Origin of the sequence: Alteromonas sp. ALT199, from assembly GCF_018619335.1 — a bacterium.
Lineage (GTDB): Bacteria > Pseudomonadota > Gammaproteobacteria > Enterobacterales > Alteromonadaceae > Alteromonas.
Window position 1 is genome coordinate 31,764 of sequence record NZ_JAHHDX010000090.1, and the last position, 15,909, is coordinate 47,672.

The 15,909-nt window shown below is 45.3% G+C and carries 16 protein-coding genes; 9 read left to right on the forward strand and 7 right to left on the reverse strand.

Annotated features, from left to right (window positions below; translation table 11 throughout):
- Positions 1–12: 12 nt before the first annotated feature.
- Positions 13–948 carry a putative metalloprotease CJM1_0395 family protein gene (locus KL866_RS09390; RefSeq protein WP_025257253.1) on the forward strand — a complete coding sequence of 312 codons (936 nt, stop codon included), beginning with the start codon at positions 13–15 and terminating at the stop codon, positions 946–948.
- Positions 949–982: 34 nt separating this feature from the next.
- Here the strand turns inward: KL866_RS09390 and KL866_RS09395 are convergent, their stop codons facing one another.
- The 3 genes from KL866_RS09395 to greB form a co-directional block, all read right to left on the reverse strand.
- On the reverse strand, positions 983–2,752 hold the full coding sequence (locus KL866_RS09395; protein ID WP_214994781.1) for a C1 family peptidase: 1,770 nt from the start codon (positions 2,750–2,752) through the stop codon (positions 983–985).
- A gap of 417 nt (positions 2,753–3,169) precedes the next feature.
- Positions 3,170–5,539, reverse strand: coding sequence for a Tex family protein (locus KL866_RS09400; protein ID WP_025257255.1), 2,370 nt, complete (start codon positions 5,537–5,539; stop codon positions 3,170–3,172).
- Positions 5,540–5,716: 177 nt separating this feature from the next.
- A complete protein-coding gene (gene greB / locus KL866_RS09405) occupies positions 5,717–6,202 on the reverse strand; it encodes a transcription elongation factor GreB (protein ID WP_214994782.1) in 486 nt (161 codons plus the stop codon).
- A 174-nt stretch (positions 6,203–6,376) separates the two neighbouring features.
- Here greB and KL866_RS09410 point away from each other — a divergent pair, with 174 nt between their 5' ends.
- Positions 6,377–6,646, forward strand: a complete 270-nt coding sequence (locus KL866_RS09410; protein ID WP_214994783.1) for a hypothetical protein — start codon at positions 6,377–6,379, stop codon at positions 6,644–6,646.
- A 264-nt stretch (positions 6,647–6,910) separates the two neighbouring features.
- Here the strand turns inward: KL866_RS09410 and fkpA are convergent, their stop codons facing one another.
- The gene (fkpA, locus tag KL866_RS09415; protein ID WP_214994785.1) at positions 6,911–7,696 is read right to left on the reverse strand and encodes an FKBP-type peptidyl-prolyl cis-trans isomerase; all 786 of its coding nucleotides are present in this window, start codon (positions 7,694–7,696) and stop codon (positions 6,911–6,913) included.
- Between the two features lie 197 nt (positions 7,697–7,893).
- Here fkpA and KL866_RS09420 point away from each other — a divergent pair, with 197 nt between their 5' ends.
- The 3 genes from KL866_RS09420 to KL866_RS09430 all read left to right on the forward strand — a co-directional run bounded on the left by KL866_RS09420 (position 7,894) and on the right by KL866_RS09430 (position 9,489).
- Positions 7,894–8,826: a WD40 repeat domain-containing protein gene (locus KL866_RS09420; protein ID WP_025257259.1), complete on the forward strand. Its 933-nt coding sequence runs from the start codon at positions 7,894–7,896 to the stop codon at positions 8,824–8,826.
- Between the two features lie 9 nt (positions 8,827–8,835).
- The gene (locus tag KL866_RS09425; RefSeq protein WP_025257260.1) at positions 8,836–9,084 is read left to right on the forward strand and encodes a SlyX family protein; all 249 of its coding nucleotides are present in this window, start codon (positions 8,836–8,838) and stop codon (positions 9,082–9,084) included.
- 246 nt (positions 9,085–9,330) lie between these two features.
- A complete protein-coding gene (locus KL866_RS09430; RefSeq protein ID WP_197025467.1) occupies positions 9,331–9,489 on the forward strand; it encodes a hypothetical protein in 159 nt (52 codons plus the stop codon).
- A 100-nt stretch (positions 9,490–9,589) separates the two neighbouring features.
- Here the strand turns inward: KL866_RS09430 and KL866_RS09435 are convergent, their stop codons facing one another.
- Positions 9,590–10,699, reverse strand: a complete 1,110-nt coding sequence (locus KL866_RS09435; protein WP_214994787.1) for a DUF748 domain-containing protein — start codon at positions 10,697–10,699, stop codon at positions 9,590–9,592.
- A gap of 179 nt (positions 10,700–10,878) precedes the next feature.
- Entirely contained in the window at positions 10,879–11,085 is a 207-nt protein-coding gene (locus KL866_RS09440; RefSeq protein WP_214994789.1) for a YheV family putative zinc ribbon protein, read from the reverse strand.
- Positions 11,086–11,203: 118 nt separating this feature from the next.
- Between KL866_RS09440 and KL866_RS09445 the strand changes: the two genes are divergently transcribed.
- Genes KL866_RS09445 through KL866_RS09460 form a run of 4 tightly spaced genes read left to right on the forward strand, consistent with a single transcriptional unit; the run spans position 11,204 to position 14,988 of the window.
- Positions 11,204–13,156 carry an ATP-binding cassette domain-containing protein gene (locus KL866_RS09445; RefSeq protein ID WP_214994791.1) on the forward strand — a complete coding sequence of 651 codons (1,953 nt, stop codon included), beginning with the start codon at positions 11,204–11,206 and terminating at the stop codon, positions 13,154–13,156.
- Positions 13,137–13,643 carry a TIGR02444 family protein gene (locus KL866_RS09450; protein WP_251139940.1) on the forward strand — a complete coding sequence of 169 codons (507 nt, stop codon included), beginning with the start codon at positions 13,137–13,139 and terminating at the stop codon, positions 13,641–13,643. Before KL866_RS09445 ends, KL866_RS09450 begins: the two co-directional genes overlap by 20 nt.
- 20 nt (positions 13,644–13,663) lie before the next feature.
- Positions 13,664–14,698, forward strand: coding sequence for a hydrolase (locus KL866_RS09455; protein WP_214994793.1), 1,035 nt, complete (start codon positions 13,664–13,666; stop codon positions 14,696–14,698).
- 56 nt (positions 14,699–14,754) lie between these two features.
- On the forward strand, positions 14,755–14,988 hold the full coding sequence (locus KL866_RS09460; protein ID WP_025257266.1) for a YheU family protein: 234 nt from the start codon (positions 14,755–14,757) through the stop codon (positions 14,986–14,988).
- 92 nt (positions 14,989–15,080) lie between these two features.
- On the opposite strand, the gene KL866_RS09465 is transcribed toward KL866_RS09460, so the two are convergent.
- Entirely contained in the window at positions 15,081–15,635 is a 555-nt protein-coding gene (locus tag KL866_RS09465) for an outer membrane beta-barrel protein (protein WP_025257267.1), read from the reverse strand.
- Between the last annotated feature and the right edge of the window lie 274 nt (positions 15,636–15,909).

Genomic DNA, 15,909 nt, shown 5'->3' on the forward strand with positions numbered 1-15,909 from the left:
TGAGCCATTACGGTGAATATAGTCACGCCAATCCTTAACGCCATTGCTTATCCCACGGCGAACATAAATACAGAATCTGCACGTAGAGATAACGTGCAAAGAGAAACTATTCCTCAAGCGTCAGACTCCCAGCAAGGCGCCTCTCAAAAAGGTTTAGGTTCAGAAACAGACAAGGCTAAAAATCCAGGTCAGCCGCCAGCCCCTGTCACCTACGAACGCCCTCAAATACAAACCGAGCTTCAAGCGGCTTTTCAAAACGTTTTTGGGCAAGAAAAAGACAATGCGCAGGACGAGAGTGCAGGTAAGCAAGACGCGAAAGACAGGCAACAAGAGCAGCAAGAAAAGCAAGAAGCGACGGAAATTGAACAGCTAAAAGCTCGCGATCAGGAAGTAAGAGTTCACGAGCAGGCGCATGCGGCAACAGGTGGACAGTACGCAGGTGCTCCGCAATATGAATACACCACAGGGCCTGATAATAAGCGCTATGTTACCGACGGTCAGGTGTCTATTGATGTTTCAGAAGAAAAGACGCCTGAAGAAACGCTGCAAAAAATGGAACAAGTGCGCGCAGCCGCCCTTGCGCCAGCTGAACCTTCATCACAAGATTTAAAAGTAGCCGCTGAGGCGTCTCAAAAAGCCACAGAGGCCCGAAGCGAGATAGCTAAAGGCCAAGCTGAAAGTCTTTCAGCAGAGCAAGCTTCAACAGATAGTTCTAATCGCGTTTCAGATACTCAATCCATCGTACAGCCTGAAGCTAATGCAGATTCAACGACAGGTGTGGTTGTAGATGAGGTACTAGATACCCAGTCTACCCTCGCAAGTGAGACTTCTGTACAAGGCTCTGAGGTTAACGAGGCTGAATTTATGCAGGCACGAATTGGCCGTATTCAAAACGCTTATTTACAAGCATACACTCCATCCAGAGAAGGCCTATCATTTCAAGCATAACGTTTGAAGTAATAGGCCAGTAGGTTCTAATAGTTTAAAATTGCCTTATAAAAGGGTATTTAGGTGAACCGCCAGTAATATCTGAAAGCACCGAGTTCATGGTGTCTATGTCGTTATCAAAACCACCATGAGAAGTGGCTGCAGTGGCGCCACCCTCTTTCCCTTCGCTGTATTTAAACGTTACATTAGAAAGCTGCTGATTAAACACGGCCATACCTAACAAAGGCATCTCCGATTTAGATTCAAACGCGTTTGAGACCAAATACAGCAATGATTTTTGGTAAATGCGTGCCACGTTATCATCTTTTTCCAATGCCTCAGATAAGTTGTAAATCGTGGTCGACTCGATATGTTTATCTTCTATAAGTTTAGAGAGCTTTTCGTCAAATAAGGGGTAGCTAATGGCAGGGGCCAGTAAATGCAAACTCTTAATGCTTATACTTTCATCAACTTTAAACAATCGAGACAGACTGTGGGCGTGAAAAATAGAACCTGCCGAATGGCCCACGATGTGCAGTTTAATGTTTGAATTCTCTTTCAAATAGGCGGCTAACTGCGTTAAAAAATACGTACCGTCGGAAGTAGTGCGGGTAAAAGGTGTGCAAGCATCCGATTTCATTTCACGCCATAGCGCACCGCCTACTTTACGAGTTGCCCATTCAAGAATGCGGTCGGTATAATCGGTGAAGGCCCCTACTTTGTTGCTAATTTCCTTATTCTTAAAGCCTAGAATATCCCTTAATTCTTCTAGCATGCCCGTGTCATACATGAAGTGAATGGGGTAAACATCGTTTTTAAGGAAGGTGTCTTTCATGGCGGCAATGCGTTTAGCCGAGGCCTTTATACTATTTAAACCGCCATGGGCATATAGCATCACATGGCGATGGTTGCTTTCAGAAAGTTTCTCAACAATGGCGTCTACATGGTTCTTGTTACTCCAGTATTTGCTTCTTGTATCAAAGTGTCCGTCGTCAAAATGAACGAAGTGATCTTGAATACTCACTCGCGGCGTGGAGCGAGAGAACAATCCTTGCGCGATAGAACGCGTAGCTTGATGGTAGGTACCCGTACCTGAAATAGGGAGCGCGAGTTGAACAACCCAAGCATCCATAACATTTAACGCCCAGTCATCGTAGCGCCAAAGTGCTAGCCCTGACTTTTTCCAATCCGTACCCCAAGAATTTTGTATCCAAAAGCCTTCATCGTTGTAGCCGACAATGGCAAAGGCGTGTCCACCCATGGGCTCAGGTCTTAGGCTTATTGCATCCCCTTCGCTGTCTTTCCAGCCTTCATGAATTCTAGCTGACACAAAAATAACGCCCACTTCGTTAAGCGCGGCATGAAAATCACTGATTTCTCGTTCGATACGGTAGTACGCCCCTAATCTGTGATTACTTGCGTTGTCAGCAATGGCAAGGGTCATTTCAAACTCGTTGCTGTGCTTTATATCTTCAGTGAATGAATAGTTACATACACCGCTGTTGTACCAGCCTTTAATAGCACCGCGACAGCTAGAGCCTTCGTAAGCTTCGCCTAGCCACTCGTCGTGACGTTTTGCCATGGCATAAAGCATCCACGGACTAACGGTATGCTTTCGACCTTGCTGGCGATAAATAAAATTTATGGCGGCGGCCAACGCAAAGCCTGTACAAGCACCGTCTTTACCTTGATCTAATATGACCAAGTTACCCGGCGGGTCGATAAAAGGTTTCAGTGGGGTGAGGTTGGGTTGGTAATAGCGATCGCGAAGGTCGGGGTAGTCGGCGCTGACATTCAGCATGTTGTTTGAGACAGGCGAGTTCATAAAATCATCCTTTGATGAGGGCAGATGATCTTTGCTGTACAGAGTAGATTAAGCATTCGTACACCAAAGGTCGGTAACCCTTAGCTCATTATTGTCGTCCGAAAGTGCTGCCTTGAAAAAAGGCCGTGGTCAAATGAGCGGCATTACCTTCGTTAAACGTTAAGACATTATAAAAACGTGAACTGTCTCGCTAAACGTTAACAACATACGAACTTCGGTTTCGGTGTGACCAATACCTTTTCACTAATTCGGTGTTTTTTGTTTCGTTGCTCTTTATTTCAGAGTATCTGTGCGCATGAATGCACTAAGACTAATGTAACAAACATAGCAGGTTAAATGGAAGCAAGATTAAAAAGGCCTGTCTTTTTGTGACAGGCCCTTTTAAAGCATGAGTAAGTGATAACAAATCGCTAGATTTTACTTTTTTGCCTTCGCAAACGCATCGGCAAAAGCATTGCCCATAGCACTGTTTTGTGGCTGACTGTTGCGATTGCCACCACCCTGACTTGAACGCTGATTTGTTTTAGCGCGTCCTGGCCCTTTTTGTTGCCCTTTACCTGCTCCTTGGTTAGTAGAGCCCTTGCTTGAAGCGCTATGGCCGCCAGCGTTGTTGCTTTGATTTGGTGTATCGTCTAAGCGCATAGTGAAGGAAATACGTTTGCGCTGTACGTCCACTTCCAGCACTTTTACTTTAACGATATCACCGGCTTTAACCACTTCTCGAGGGTCTGAGATAAACTTGTTAGTCAGTGCTGAAATATGCACTAGGCCATCTTGGTGCACGCCGACATCAACAAACGCACCGAAATTCGCTACGTTGCTAACTACTCCCTCTAAAATCATACCCGGCTTAAGGTCATTTATGGTTTCAACGCCTTCTTTAAAGGTCGCTGTTTTAAACTCAGGGCGAGGATCTCGCCCTGGTTTATCTAACTCTTTAAGAATGTCCTTAACGGTAGGTAAGCCGAATGCATCGCTGATAAAGGTATCTGGCGACAAGCTTTTTAATAACTCGGTGTTACCGATAATGTCGTTAACTGCAACCGCAGTGGTATCTACAATTTTATCGACTACTGGATATGCTTCGGGGTGAACCGCAGAGGCATCCAGCGGGTTGCTGCCATTTACTATACGAAGAAAGCCCGCCGCTTGCTCAAATGCTTTTGGTCCTAAGCGTTCTACTTTCAACAGTGCTTTACGGTTAGGGAAGGCACCATTAGTGTCTCTGAAGTTAACAATATTGTGCGCTAAGGTTCTGTTTAAGCCCGATACGTAGCTTAATAACGCTGGCGATGCTGTGTTTAAATCAACGCCTACAGCGTTTACACAGTCTTCAATAACGCGGTCAAGCGACTTGCCTAGCTGGCTTTGACTCACGTCATGCTGATACTGGCCAACACCAATGGCTTTAGGCTCAATTTTCACTAACTCTGCTAGTGGGTCTTGCAGGCGACGTGCGATAGACACCGCGCCGCGAATTGAAACATCAAGATCAGGCAGCTCTTTTGACGCAAGCTCAGACGCTGAATATACCGATGCGCCAGCTTCACTTACCATAATTTTCTGTGCTGCAAGTTCGCTATTATTCTTTAGCATTTCGCCAACGAGTTTGTCGGTTTCACGGGAACCTGTACCGTTGCCAATGCTGATCAAATCAACTTTGTATTGCTTGCACAGGGTATTAAGCGTGCGAATAGATTTATCCCACTGGTTTTGTGGGGCGTGGGGAAATATGGTGTTGGTCGCGACCACTTTACCTGTGCTATCGACAACGGCCACTTTTACCCCTGTTCTCAAGCCTGGATCTAGGCCCATAGTGGTTTTCGCACCAGCAGGTGCTGCCATAAGCAGGTCGTTTAGGTTTTTAGCAAAAACCTCAATAGCTTCTTCTTCAGCACGCTCTCTTAGGGCGCTGAATAGCTCGGTTTCCATGTGTAAACCAATCTTGATTTTCCATGTCCACTGTACAACTTGTGCCAAGAAGTCATCTGCGCCACGCCCGCGATGCATAATGTCGTAGTGGCTTGCAATAATGTGCTCACAATGAGATGGGCCTTTTTCTTCTGACTGCGGGTCGGCATCCAATTGAATATGAAGCATGCCTTCGTTGCGACCTCTGAACATGGCCAATGCGCGATGCGACGGCACGTTTTTGTACTTTTCGCTGTGTTCGAAGTAATCTTTGTATTTAGCCGCTTCTTTTTCTTTACCGGGTACAACCGTGCTCTTTACGTGTGCATTATCAGTAAGGTAGTGACGTACTTTTGCTAGCAAAGAGGCATCTTCTGCAAAGCGTTCCATAAGGATGTAGCGAGCACCCTCTAGCGCGGCTTTAGTATCGGCAACGCCGTTGCCTGTATTTACATACTCTTGCGCTGCACTTTCAGCGTCTGTGTCAGGGTTGCCAAATAGGGCATCTGCCAGTGGTTCGAGACCGGCTTCAATAGCAATTTGTCCCTTAGTGCGACGGCGGGGCTTGTACGGCAAGTACAAATCTTCAAGTGTTGTTTTGCTATCGGCTCTGGTGATACTGCTTTTAAGCTCGTCGGTAAGTTTGCCCTGTTCTTCAATAGATTTAAGAATAACATCGCGGCGCTCTTCCAGTTCTCGTAAGTAGGTTAAGCGCTGCTCTAGCGTACGCAGTTGCGTATCATCAAGACCTTGGGTTACTTCTTTGCGATATCGGGCAATGAAAGGTACGGTTGACCCTTCATCGAGAAGTTTTACGGCTGCAGTTACTTGCGAAGGTTGAACGCTAAGTTCATCTGCTATTTTATTGATAATCATAAGTCGCTCTAAGATACTTAAAATTCGCGTTAGGCAATGGCGAATAAACGATGTGTGACAGGCTTACATACACAGCGTTGGTAGTGAAAATAAGAGCGGTGAGTATATCACCGCGGTGTAGGGAAAGTCGTCTGATCATTGTGCTTAAAAAGCTAAATAAAAGGCGTTATTCATTGTCTATAGTTTGTCGGTTGCGTCATACCAAATTCGATTTATCCACCACTCTTTAGTCCCTGATTCGGTCTTAACAACAAATTCATCATCTTCCTCTTTACCAAGAAGAGCACGAGCCATGGGGGAATCGATAGAAATGTAATCCTTACGGCCAAATATTTCATCATAGCCAACTAAGCGAAGCTCCATTACTGCGCCCGATTCGTTTTCAATCTCTACCCAAGCTCCGAAGAATACTTTGCCTTCTTGCTGTGAATCGTAATCCACAACTTTGAGATTTTCTAAGCATTTACGTAGGTAGCGAACGCGACGGTCAATTTCACGAAGCTTCTTTTTGTTGTATTGGTAATCGGCGTTCTCACTTCTATCGCCTAGGCTGGCAGCCCAAGTCACCTTGCGAGTAATTTCTGGTCTTTCTTCACGCCACAAGACGTCAAGCTCTTGTTTAAGCTTAAGGTAGCCCTTTCGAGTGATAAGCGGTGTTTTCACAATGTCCTATAAATATTCCAACAAATTACCCTTACTTTATGTGGGTAATAAGGTAAAACGCAATCTTTGCTAGTGTGAAAAAGTGACAAAACGGGCAAATTGGATAATTATTGAACATAAACCTTTCATGCAGTGTCACAGTATAAATAATAGCCAAACAATTAGGGGAAACAAATGCATAACAGGATACCTGTGTTGAACCGCCGAAGGTCGGGAAATGAACCTCTTCAAATAAGTGGTACTATCATTGGGTTTATGCTGTTTTTAAGCGGCGCGCTGCTATTGTTGTATGCCTTGCTTGATATTGTTGTTCGCTTGAACAGCGTACGAACTGTGCTCTATCTCATTTTAGGCTGCACCATGTACAAAGTGGGGCAGACACTACTAAATCACTTTGCCACTTTCAAAGTGCATACTGAGAGACGGCGCGCACCTCAGCGTTAAAATTTTTAGTTTTAAGCCGCGCATTTTAAGATTAAATTGTTACAAGAAAATGGCAGTTTGGACGTGAATTTTTTTAGCTTTGTACTAAGCTTATAAGTGTAATTCGAGGCACCAAGCATATTGAATAACCCACTTTACTATTTGGGTACGCGCGTGGTGAAAATCCACTGGCTCGTAGGGAAAAGGTAAGCAAGGATCACGCTGACTCACTAAAACTAAAAAGCCGACGCTAAGCGTCGGCTTTCTCTTTTTTAAAGCGGTTGCTTATTCAGCAGGAGCTTCAGCTTCAGGCTTAACCACTTCTAATAGCTCAACATCGAAAACAAGCGTTGAATTAGGTGTAATTGCACCTGTTGAACGCGCGCCGTAAGCGAGCTCTGATGGAATGTGGAAGCGATATTTCGCGCCTTCTTTCATCAACTGTACGCCTTCAGTCCAGCCCGAAATTACACGGTTAAGTGGGAATTCTGCTGGCTCGCCACGCTTATAAGATGAGTCAAACTCTGTACCATCAAGCAAAGTACCGCGATAGTGTACTTTTACCATGTCTGTCGCTTCAGGGCTTGCACCTTCGCCTTCTTCAAGTACTTCGTACTGAAGACCAGACTCTGTAGTAACCACGCCTTCCTTCTTACCGTTTTCTTCTAGGTAAGCAAGGCCTGCTTCAATATTTTTCTCAGCGGCTTGTTCCGCCATTTCTTGCTGCTTAGTGCGTAGCACTTCTTCACCTTCTTGAGCGATTTGTTGAATTTGCTCAGGCGTGAACTTAAGGGTGTCGTTTAAACCGTCTTTAAAGCCTTGTTGTAGCGCATCCTGGTCTAACGTTAAACCAAGCTGCTCTTGCTGTTCGGCACGGTTGCTAACGAACAGACCCATGCTTGCGCCCATGGCGTAAGCTTGCTTTTGCGTATCTGTCATTTCTTCTGCTGTTACAGCAGATGTTTTTGCACTATCAGCGCTTGTAGAAGCGGCCTCATCAGATGTATTTGGCTGGCAAGCGAAAAGGCCTAGCGCAGCGATAGTAGATAAGGCAACGAGCGACTTCTGCATAAAAACGTCTCCATAAATTATTATCATCATGCGTCTATGTCTATACTGCTGCATCTAAGGCAGTTTGCACGATAGTTAAAGATGCGTGATCCATGCTATGTTAAACGTAGCGTTTACAAAGCGAAACCCATTTGATTATGTTTAGGCCTCAAATGTTCCATAGAATAGTGTTACTCACCTTACTTATTGGCAATTCCATGGGATGCACTGTCCCTGATACTACGCCAATACAGCAGTGGCGTCATGTAGAAGAAGGCGCATACGCGGCAGATATATCGACTGACGGCACGTTAGCGGTTGTGTCTGGTGTGAATAACGGTGTAAATGTATGGCGAATCGGACAAAGCGAGCCCCTTTACCACTGGAGTCATCAAGGCGAAGGTAACAATTTAGTCATGTCGGTGCACATTAGCGCAGATAAACGTTATGTGGTAACTGCCGATCGTGAAGCTTTCGCTTTGTGGAGCCTAGAAACCGGCGAGCCAGAAGGGTTTTGGCGAATAGATGAGTCCTCTATTCGCGATGTGGTCGTCACCAATAATGGTAATGGCATACTCGTCGCTCGCTCAAATGGTAAGGTGATGTATTTTGAGCCGCGCACCTCTCGCCGCCTCGAATTCTTCGGGCATCAGGAGAAAGTTAATTCCATTGATATTTCGCCCAACGGCAAGTTCGCTCTTACCGGTGGTAACGATTATATAGCGTATTTGTGGAGTACAGACACTGGGCAAATCATCCACACTTTCACTCACCCTACTCGGGTGACCAAAGTTGCGCTAGATGATGAAGGTCGGTTTGCCTTTACCGCCGACAGTCAAAGTAAGTCGCAAGTATGGAGTGCGCAAACTGGGCAGCCTGTGACTTCACTCAAGTTTGCCTCTCGTCAAAAGATCTTCACAGATGTCGAGTTTTCAAAAGATGGCCAGCATTTACTTACAGGCTCCCCAGCCAGGAAGGTTTATCTTTGGAATTTGCAGAGCGGTGAGCAAGAGCAATCGATTCAAGTTGCTTCTAGAGAGTCTATTTCACCGCCAACGGCAGTTGTTTATGGCGTAGCCTTCCTTCCCAATGATAATATATTGTCTATTAGTAGCAGTGGCCTTGCCGAAGAATGGCACCGAGAGAAATAGAGAATTTACATGACAGAGAAAAGCGCTGAGCATTTACAACAGCAAGTAGATAGCGCCAATAGTTATATTGAAGAGCTACAAATGAAAGTAGCCTTTCAAGAGCACACTATCGAAGCGCTTAATGAAGCGCTAGCTTCACAACAAAAGCAACTCGATGATTTAGCGTTTAAAGTAAGTCACGTAATAGATCGTGTTAAAAGCATAGAACCGTCTAACATTGCTAAGCAATCAGAAGAGACCCCGCCTCCGCACTATTGATTTGAGTCATCCTTGAATGGCTTAGGCGCCACTTTGGTTTAGAGGGGCGTCTTATAGACAGTACACTCACTTAAAAATCAAGAGTTTATAACCCAAGCTGTAAAAGGCTTCGCGTAGGCACTAGTTTATCTTGTTATGAGTTAGGCTAAGACTGCATTTATCCTGGCAATTTAATTGAATTACACTTGCGCCCCGATACAAAGGCTTCAGTTAGAGAAGCCTTTTTACTATTTAAGAGAGAACATTATGAGTGATTTTGATATGGATGCGTTTGACAGCATCGATTTTAACTCAGTTGAGCAGTCAGTAGCCGAAAAGCAGGCTGAAAAAGACAAGCAAGAAAGCCAGGAAATTGAAGGCATGCGCGACGGTGCCAACGATTGTGGTGATAGCTGTACCATATAAAACTCAGCTAAACCGGTAGGGCTCTTGCAGAGCCCTTAGCGGTTAAGTTAGCCCTCAGCGGCTAAAAAAGCCCTTAGCCGTGTAAATAACTCGACGCTTTTTAGTTGGCCCCTTCAGGGGTTTCCAGTCTGTCTAACTCCAATCTGTCAAGCTCTACACTTTCCTCTACATCACCTTGAAATGCTTTAATAAATGCGTTTTTTAATATCGCCGTAAATGCATCCCAAGTCTGTGTTTCTGGGCTAGATAAATCGCCCTCAATAGGAATACGTGTGGCAATTTGGTCTTGGCTTTGGTTTTCAAACAGTTCAGTGACAAACGCGGAAATCGCTTCAATACTGCCTTCAATAAAACCGTCTCCGTCACGTTCAATGTCGCCTTTCCAAGAAAATACTTCAACGTTATGCAAAATGGGTTTTACATAACCTTTTACTTGTCCTTCGTTAGACGCGACTTCGGCCGCAAGCGTGAGGGTTCCTGCTTCTAAGTCAAAGGGGGCATAGGTATCAAGCAAATTTTTAAAATTCACCAGACCAACGTTGTCAGCTTGAATGTCTAGGTCAAAGGTAGGGGCTTTGGTTGCAGGGTTAAGTTTAGCGTTTAACGAAATAGTACCTTGCTCTGCGGTTTGGCCTTTCGCTGTCGCTGTCGCTACGCGCGTATCTGATAAATCGTCACTATTAACCAAATTATTCAATTCAAGCTGAATATCGTGTAGCGCAATGTCGATAGCCGGAGAGGTATCAGGGTTGTGAAAAGCAATTTTCCCTTCGTTAATGGTGAGTTTGTCTATGCGTAACGGGAACAATTGGTCAGCAATAGACAACCAATTTTCGTTCTTACCTGACTGACTTTTCTCTTCTGTATTTCCGTCTACAAAATTGATTTCGGGAGAATTTACCACCACCCTGCCAACGGCTGCACCTTTAAAAAGCTGTGACCAGGAAAGCGTAAACTCTACATAGTCAGCTTTAAACAATGGCTTATCTATTTGTCCATTCGCTTTGTATAGCAATACAGATTCTAAGCTGTAGGCACCTCGCCACAGCATTAAATCGACATCGCCCACTCGACCATTGTATTGGTCCGATTGACTTAATGTGTTGTTAATGTATGTGGCTGCGGCATAAGGAAGGTACAACCTAAATGCGACGAGCATGATCAATAGCCCTGCTACCACATAGCAAAATCGTTTTTTAGCGTGCTTCATATTTCACTCCTTAAGAGAAGGAAATACAAAAAACATGCCTTGATGAGCGCTGTTGTTCGTTACGAGTAATGAACAAGGCTGGCGCGGAGTGCAGAGGAGGTTTTAAAAAGCCTGAGTACAGTGTGGTGAGGCACTACACAGGCTTAACAGTAAGATTTACTTAACAGTGAGTAGGAATGCTAGTGAGGTTTGAAGATACCAATCACATTTTCGTTAGAACGAGTGGCGGCACTGACGTTTTCGTCGGTTTGCGCTTCATTGTAACCACACGCTACGCATTCCAGCTTTTCCACGTTGTTTTCATAATACAACGAAATCGTATCTAGCTCTTGGCATTTTGGGCACGTAGCACCTGCTACAAAGCGGCGTTTTACACGTTTTGACATACATACACCTTTGGGGAATTTCGCCGTTATTATACCTTGAATTGGCAAGTGTTGATCAGCTTTTACCTTAAGTTTTTGATACTATACGCGCCTTAGATTGTTCCATCACAGGTTACTCATGATTAAGCTTTCAAATGTTTCGCTACTTCGCGGCCGCAAAATGCTGCTAGAAGAGGCGTCGGCACAGGTTTTTCCAGGTCACAAAGTGGCGCTTATTGGCAGCAATGGCTGCGGAAAGTCCACGCTTTTTGCATTGCTGCGCAGTGAGTTGAGCGTCGATGCTGGAGATTGCAGCGTACCCAGTGATTGGCGAATTGTGAGCGTGGCCCAGGAAACGCCAGCAACTAATCGAACTGCGATAGAGTATGTGATAGACGGTGACAAACACTTACGTGATTTACAGGCTAAGCTAGACGCGGCTGAAAAAAGCGGCGACGGTGTAAAGATCGGCCAAATTCACGGGCAGCTAGAGCAAGCCGGTGCTTACGATGTGGAATCCCGTGCAGCGACCATTCTGTCGGGTCTTGGATTCACTAACGTGCAGTTAAGCGCGCCAGTGAGTGACTTTTCAGGTGGTTGGCGTATGCGCTTGAATCTTGCCCAAGCACTGCTTTGCCCATCAGACCTGCTGCTGCTCGATGAACCCACTAACCACTTAGACTTAGATGCCGTTATTTGGCTAGAGAAATGGTTACAACGCTATGCAGGCACGTTGTTGCTGATCTCTCACGATAAAGCCTTTATCGACAATACCGTTGCGCAAATTATCAGTGTTGAGCAACAAAAACTTGTTACTTATACAGGTAACTATTCGTCTTACGAAACCCAGCGTGCTGAGCGCATGCGCCTGCAAAATATTGAATATGAAAAGCAGCAGCAAAAGGTAGCGCACCTCAACTCGTTTATTACGCGGTTTAAAGCCAAGGCTAGTAAAGCAAAACAAGCGCAAAGTCGTATTAAGCAGCTAGAGAAAATGGAAACGTTAATGCCAGCTCACATGGCTAGCCCGTTTAGTTTTTCCTTTGCTCCGCCATCAGCGCTTCCTAACCCATTGGTTCAAATGGAAAAGATACAGCTGGGGTACGATGACCATATTGTTCTTCAACAGGTAAAGCTAAATTTAGTACCCGGTAGTCGAATTGGACTTCTGGGAAGAAACGGTCAAGGTAAGTCAACGTTAATCAAGCTATTAGCGGGCGTACATGCGCCCAAGCAAGGTATTTTTAATACGGCTAAGGGTCTTAAAATTGGCTATTTCGCGCAGCACCAGTTAGAAACACTAGACGCTAACGCCACACCCCTTTTACATTTGCAGCGCATTGACGAAAAAGCCACTGAGCAGCAGCTTCGCGATTATCTGGGCGGATTTGGCTTCAACGGTGATGAAGCGCTTGCTCCGGTAGCACCTATGTCAGGTGGCGAAAAAGCACGCTTGGTATTGGCATTGATTGTTTATCAGAAACCTAATTTATTGCTGCTGGATGAGCCTACCAACCATCTAGATTTAGAAATGCGCCATGCGCTGAATATTGCCCTACAAGGTTTTGAAGGGGCTATGGTACTGGTATCGCATGACCGCTTCTTACTTTCCTCGGTTTGTGAAGATTTCTATTTGGTAGATAGCGGTGAAGTAGAGCCATTTAAAGGCGACCTAGACGATTATCGCGACTGGATTTTAAAACAGCAGGCGGCGGAAAAAGCCAGGGCCAACAGCGATGCTAAAAACGAAGCGCAGCAAGAGGCAGGAGCGCACAGTAAGCCGGAACGTAAGTTAGATCGTAAAGAAGAAAAGCGCCGTGAAGCCGAGTTCAGACAAAGCGTTGCGCCGCTTAAAAAAGCCATCGAAAAACACGAAAAAGCTATGGAAAAATGCAGCACTGCATTGGGTGAAGTGGAATCATCTCTTTCTGATACTTCCCTTTACAGCGACGACAAAAAAGCGGAGTTGATGAGCTTGCTCGATAAGCAAACTCAGCTTAAGCAACAGCTTGAAGAGGAAGAGATGGCATGGCTAGAAGCCCAAGAGCAAATAGAGTTAAAACGAGAAGAGTATGACAATGCCAGCGCCTAATATTGAAAGCAGTGTGTTTTGGGAGTACAGCGTGTCTCGCTACACGAAAGGCGATATGGCACCACTAGCGCTTTTACTCCAAGACAACCACAAGGTGAATGTAAACGTTCTCTTGCTGATTTGTTGGTGTTTAGAGAATAATGTCATTATAAATTTGCCTCAGCTTAAAGCGGTTATAGCGGCATCAACGCCAAGTGATGAAAAGTTAAAGCTGCATCGTGAGAAGCGCAAAGCAGCAAGCCCTGACAAAGGTGGTGAGCAAGCGGCCTACGATGCGCTTAAAGAGCAAGAATTAGCGCTTGAAAGGCAGCAGCAGCAAGACATCGTTGCGTCTTTTAATGAGCAGGCGGTTACGCACTTGGGTCAGCAAACGCCGTCGGCGAACGTGTTTAACGCGTCTATCGCTGCGTTTATAAATGCGTATGGACTGCGCGACGACAACGATGCGCGCCAGTTAGTGAGCCTTGTGGTTAATCAATTATCGTAAAAACACAATAAGAAAATATAATGAGCAAATCAGCGCTATCACATGGAAAGATAATAAAAAGTAGCTTTAAGGTGCCGGGATGGGCAAAGAACCGTCACGTGCAAACTATATGGCCGCGTTTTATTCAAAAGCGTTTGCCTTTGTCTTACGACATGGAGCGACTAACCTTACCGGACGAGGATTTCGTTGATGTTGCGTGGGGCCCTAAACCCCAAGAAACGTCAGGGATAGTGGTAATGTTTCACGGCTTAGAAGGCAGCATTAAGTCGCACTACGCGAATGATATGATGGCCCAATTGTCTGTGAATGGTTGGCAGGTGGTGATGATGCACTATCGCGGCTGTAGTGGCGTTCCAAACCTTAAAGCTCGTGCATACCATAGCGGTGAAACAGAAGATCCCAGCTTTTTTTTAGAGTGGCTACACAATAAATTTCCACGTATTCCCAAGGTCGCCATTGGCTTTTCACTTGGCGGTAATATGCTGTTGAAACTATTGGGTGAAAACCCTGCACAAAAGTGGCTGAAGGCGGCGGTTGCCATTTCTTCTCCACTTAAACTATCCGAGTGCGCAAAGTCAATTAATCAGGGTTTTTCGCGAGTATATCAAAAGTATTTACTTACTAGCATGAAAGACACTTTGCGCAAGAAGATGGAATACATTGATTACCGCAAGCTTATTCAGCTTACAAAAAGTGATGTGGAAGGCATTACAAGCTTTACCCAATTTGATGAAAAAATCACAGCTCCCCTTCACGGTTTTGTAGACGCGCAAGATTACTATGAAAAGTGCAGCGCGTATCACTTTTTAAGCGCGATTCACTGCCCCACGCTTATATTGCATAGCATCGACGACCCTTTTATGAATCACTTAATTGTGCCAAAAGAAGAGGAGCTTGCGCGCAACGTCACCGTAGAATTGAGCGAACGGGGCGGCCACGTTGGCTTCATGCAGGGCTCGATATTAAACCCGAAAGTTTGGCTGCACGAGCGCGTAAAGCGCTTTGTTAGTGAAGCGTTACCGGTAAACTCAACCTGTGGTTATGTCAGTCGCTAATACCGCGGTGACATTGGTGCCATTTAAGTTTTATAGAACGTTTTCCAGGAGTGTGAATGATAATTCCCATCGACGCGCTAGAAGCCGACACGCTTTATAGTTTGGCTGAATCTTTTGTATTGCGTGAAGGCACCGATTATGGCGCTGAGGAAGTTGAGCTAGAAGTAAAAGTGCAGCAAGTGCTAGACAGGCTAAAGTCAGGTGAGGCAGTACTGGTATACTCAGAGCTTCACGAAAGTGTGGATATAAAAAGAAAAGAAGATATTGAGCCCAGCGACACGGCTGAATAGAAATTGAAGCGAAAGAATAACAGTCTTCTTAAAATGTAGACACAAAAAAGCCGGGTCGAGCAACCCGGCTACCTACCTGAGGAGAGGAAGGCTTAAAACGCGTAGCGTGCAGTTACCTGCATAATGTCTAGATCATCAATGATTCTGTAGTTTGCACCTACAGCCCATTGTGGTGTGATGTAGTAGTTAGCGCCCACTCTAAATGTTGCTTCACCGTCATCTACGTCGTAGTAACCCACCTCACCAGCAAGTTCTACCTGCTCTGTAATCATTGAGCGAAGACCTGCATTAATGCTGTAACCAGTCTCGTCATCTACGTCACCATCAATACGCTCTAGGTTCGCACCGAAGTAGGCATCTGTAGTGGCATTTACAGGTAAACGGTAACCTGCACCTAGTGTCAGCATATCAAAGTCGAAGTTGCCTTCTTCAAAAAAGCTGTACTCACCGTTTAGGTACCAGTTGCTGTTTAAGAGGTACTTACCATTAACCGTTAAGCCGTCTGGTTCGAAAGACTCGTTGTCGTCAAAGTCCATTTTGGTGTAACCACCTTCTACGTAACGCCAGTCTGGCTTGTCGGCCATTGCTGTAAGAGGAAGTGTTGCCGCAGTAAGTGCCGCTGCAATAAGTGTGAATGATTTACGCATGTGATAACTCCTTAGTATGTTCAGTAACCCACCTTCTGCAACGCGAACATTTAATATGTTTGCAAAGCGTGTCGGAAGTCAGCGCTTTGAAAGCGCGCCGCTTTTTTTCTACAGCGCGCTGCCCTTATCCATCGCGCTGCAGTGGGTTACTTAGTTGATGAACACAAAGCCAAAAACGTCTTCATGTCATCTCAATTATTTCTTTTCAGAAATCGTGTCCGATGTATTTATCAAAATGAAGAAGTGCAAAGCGTCTGCCAACTTCGAAAAATCT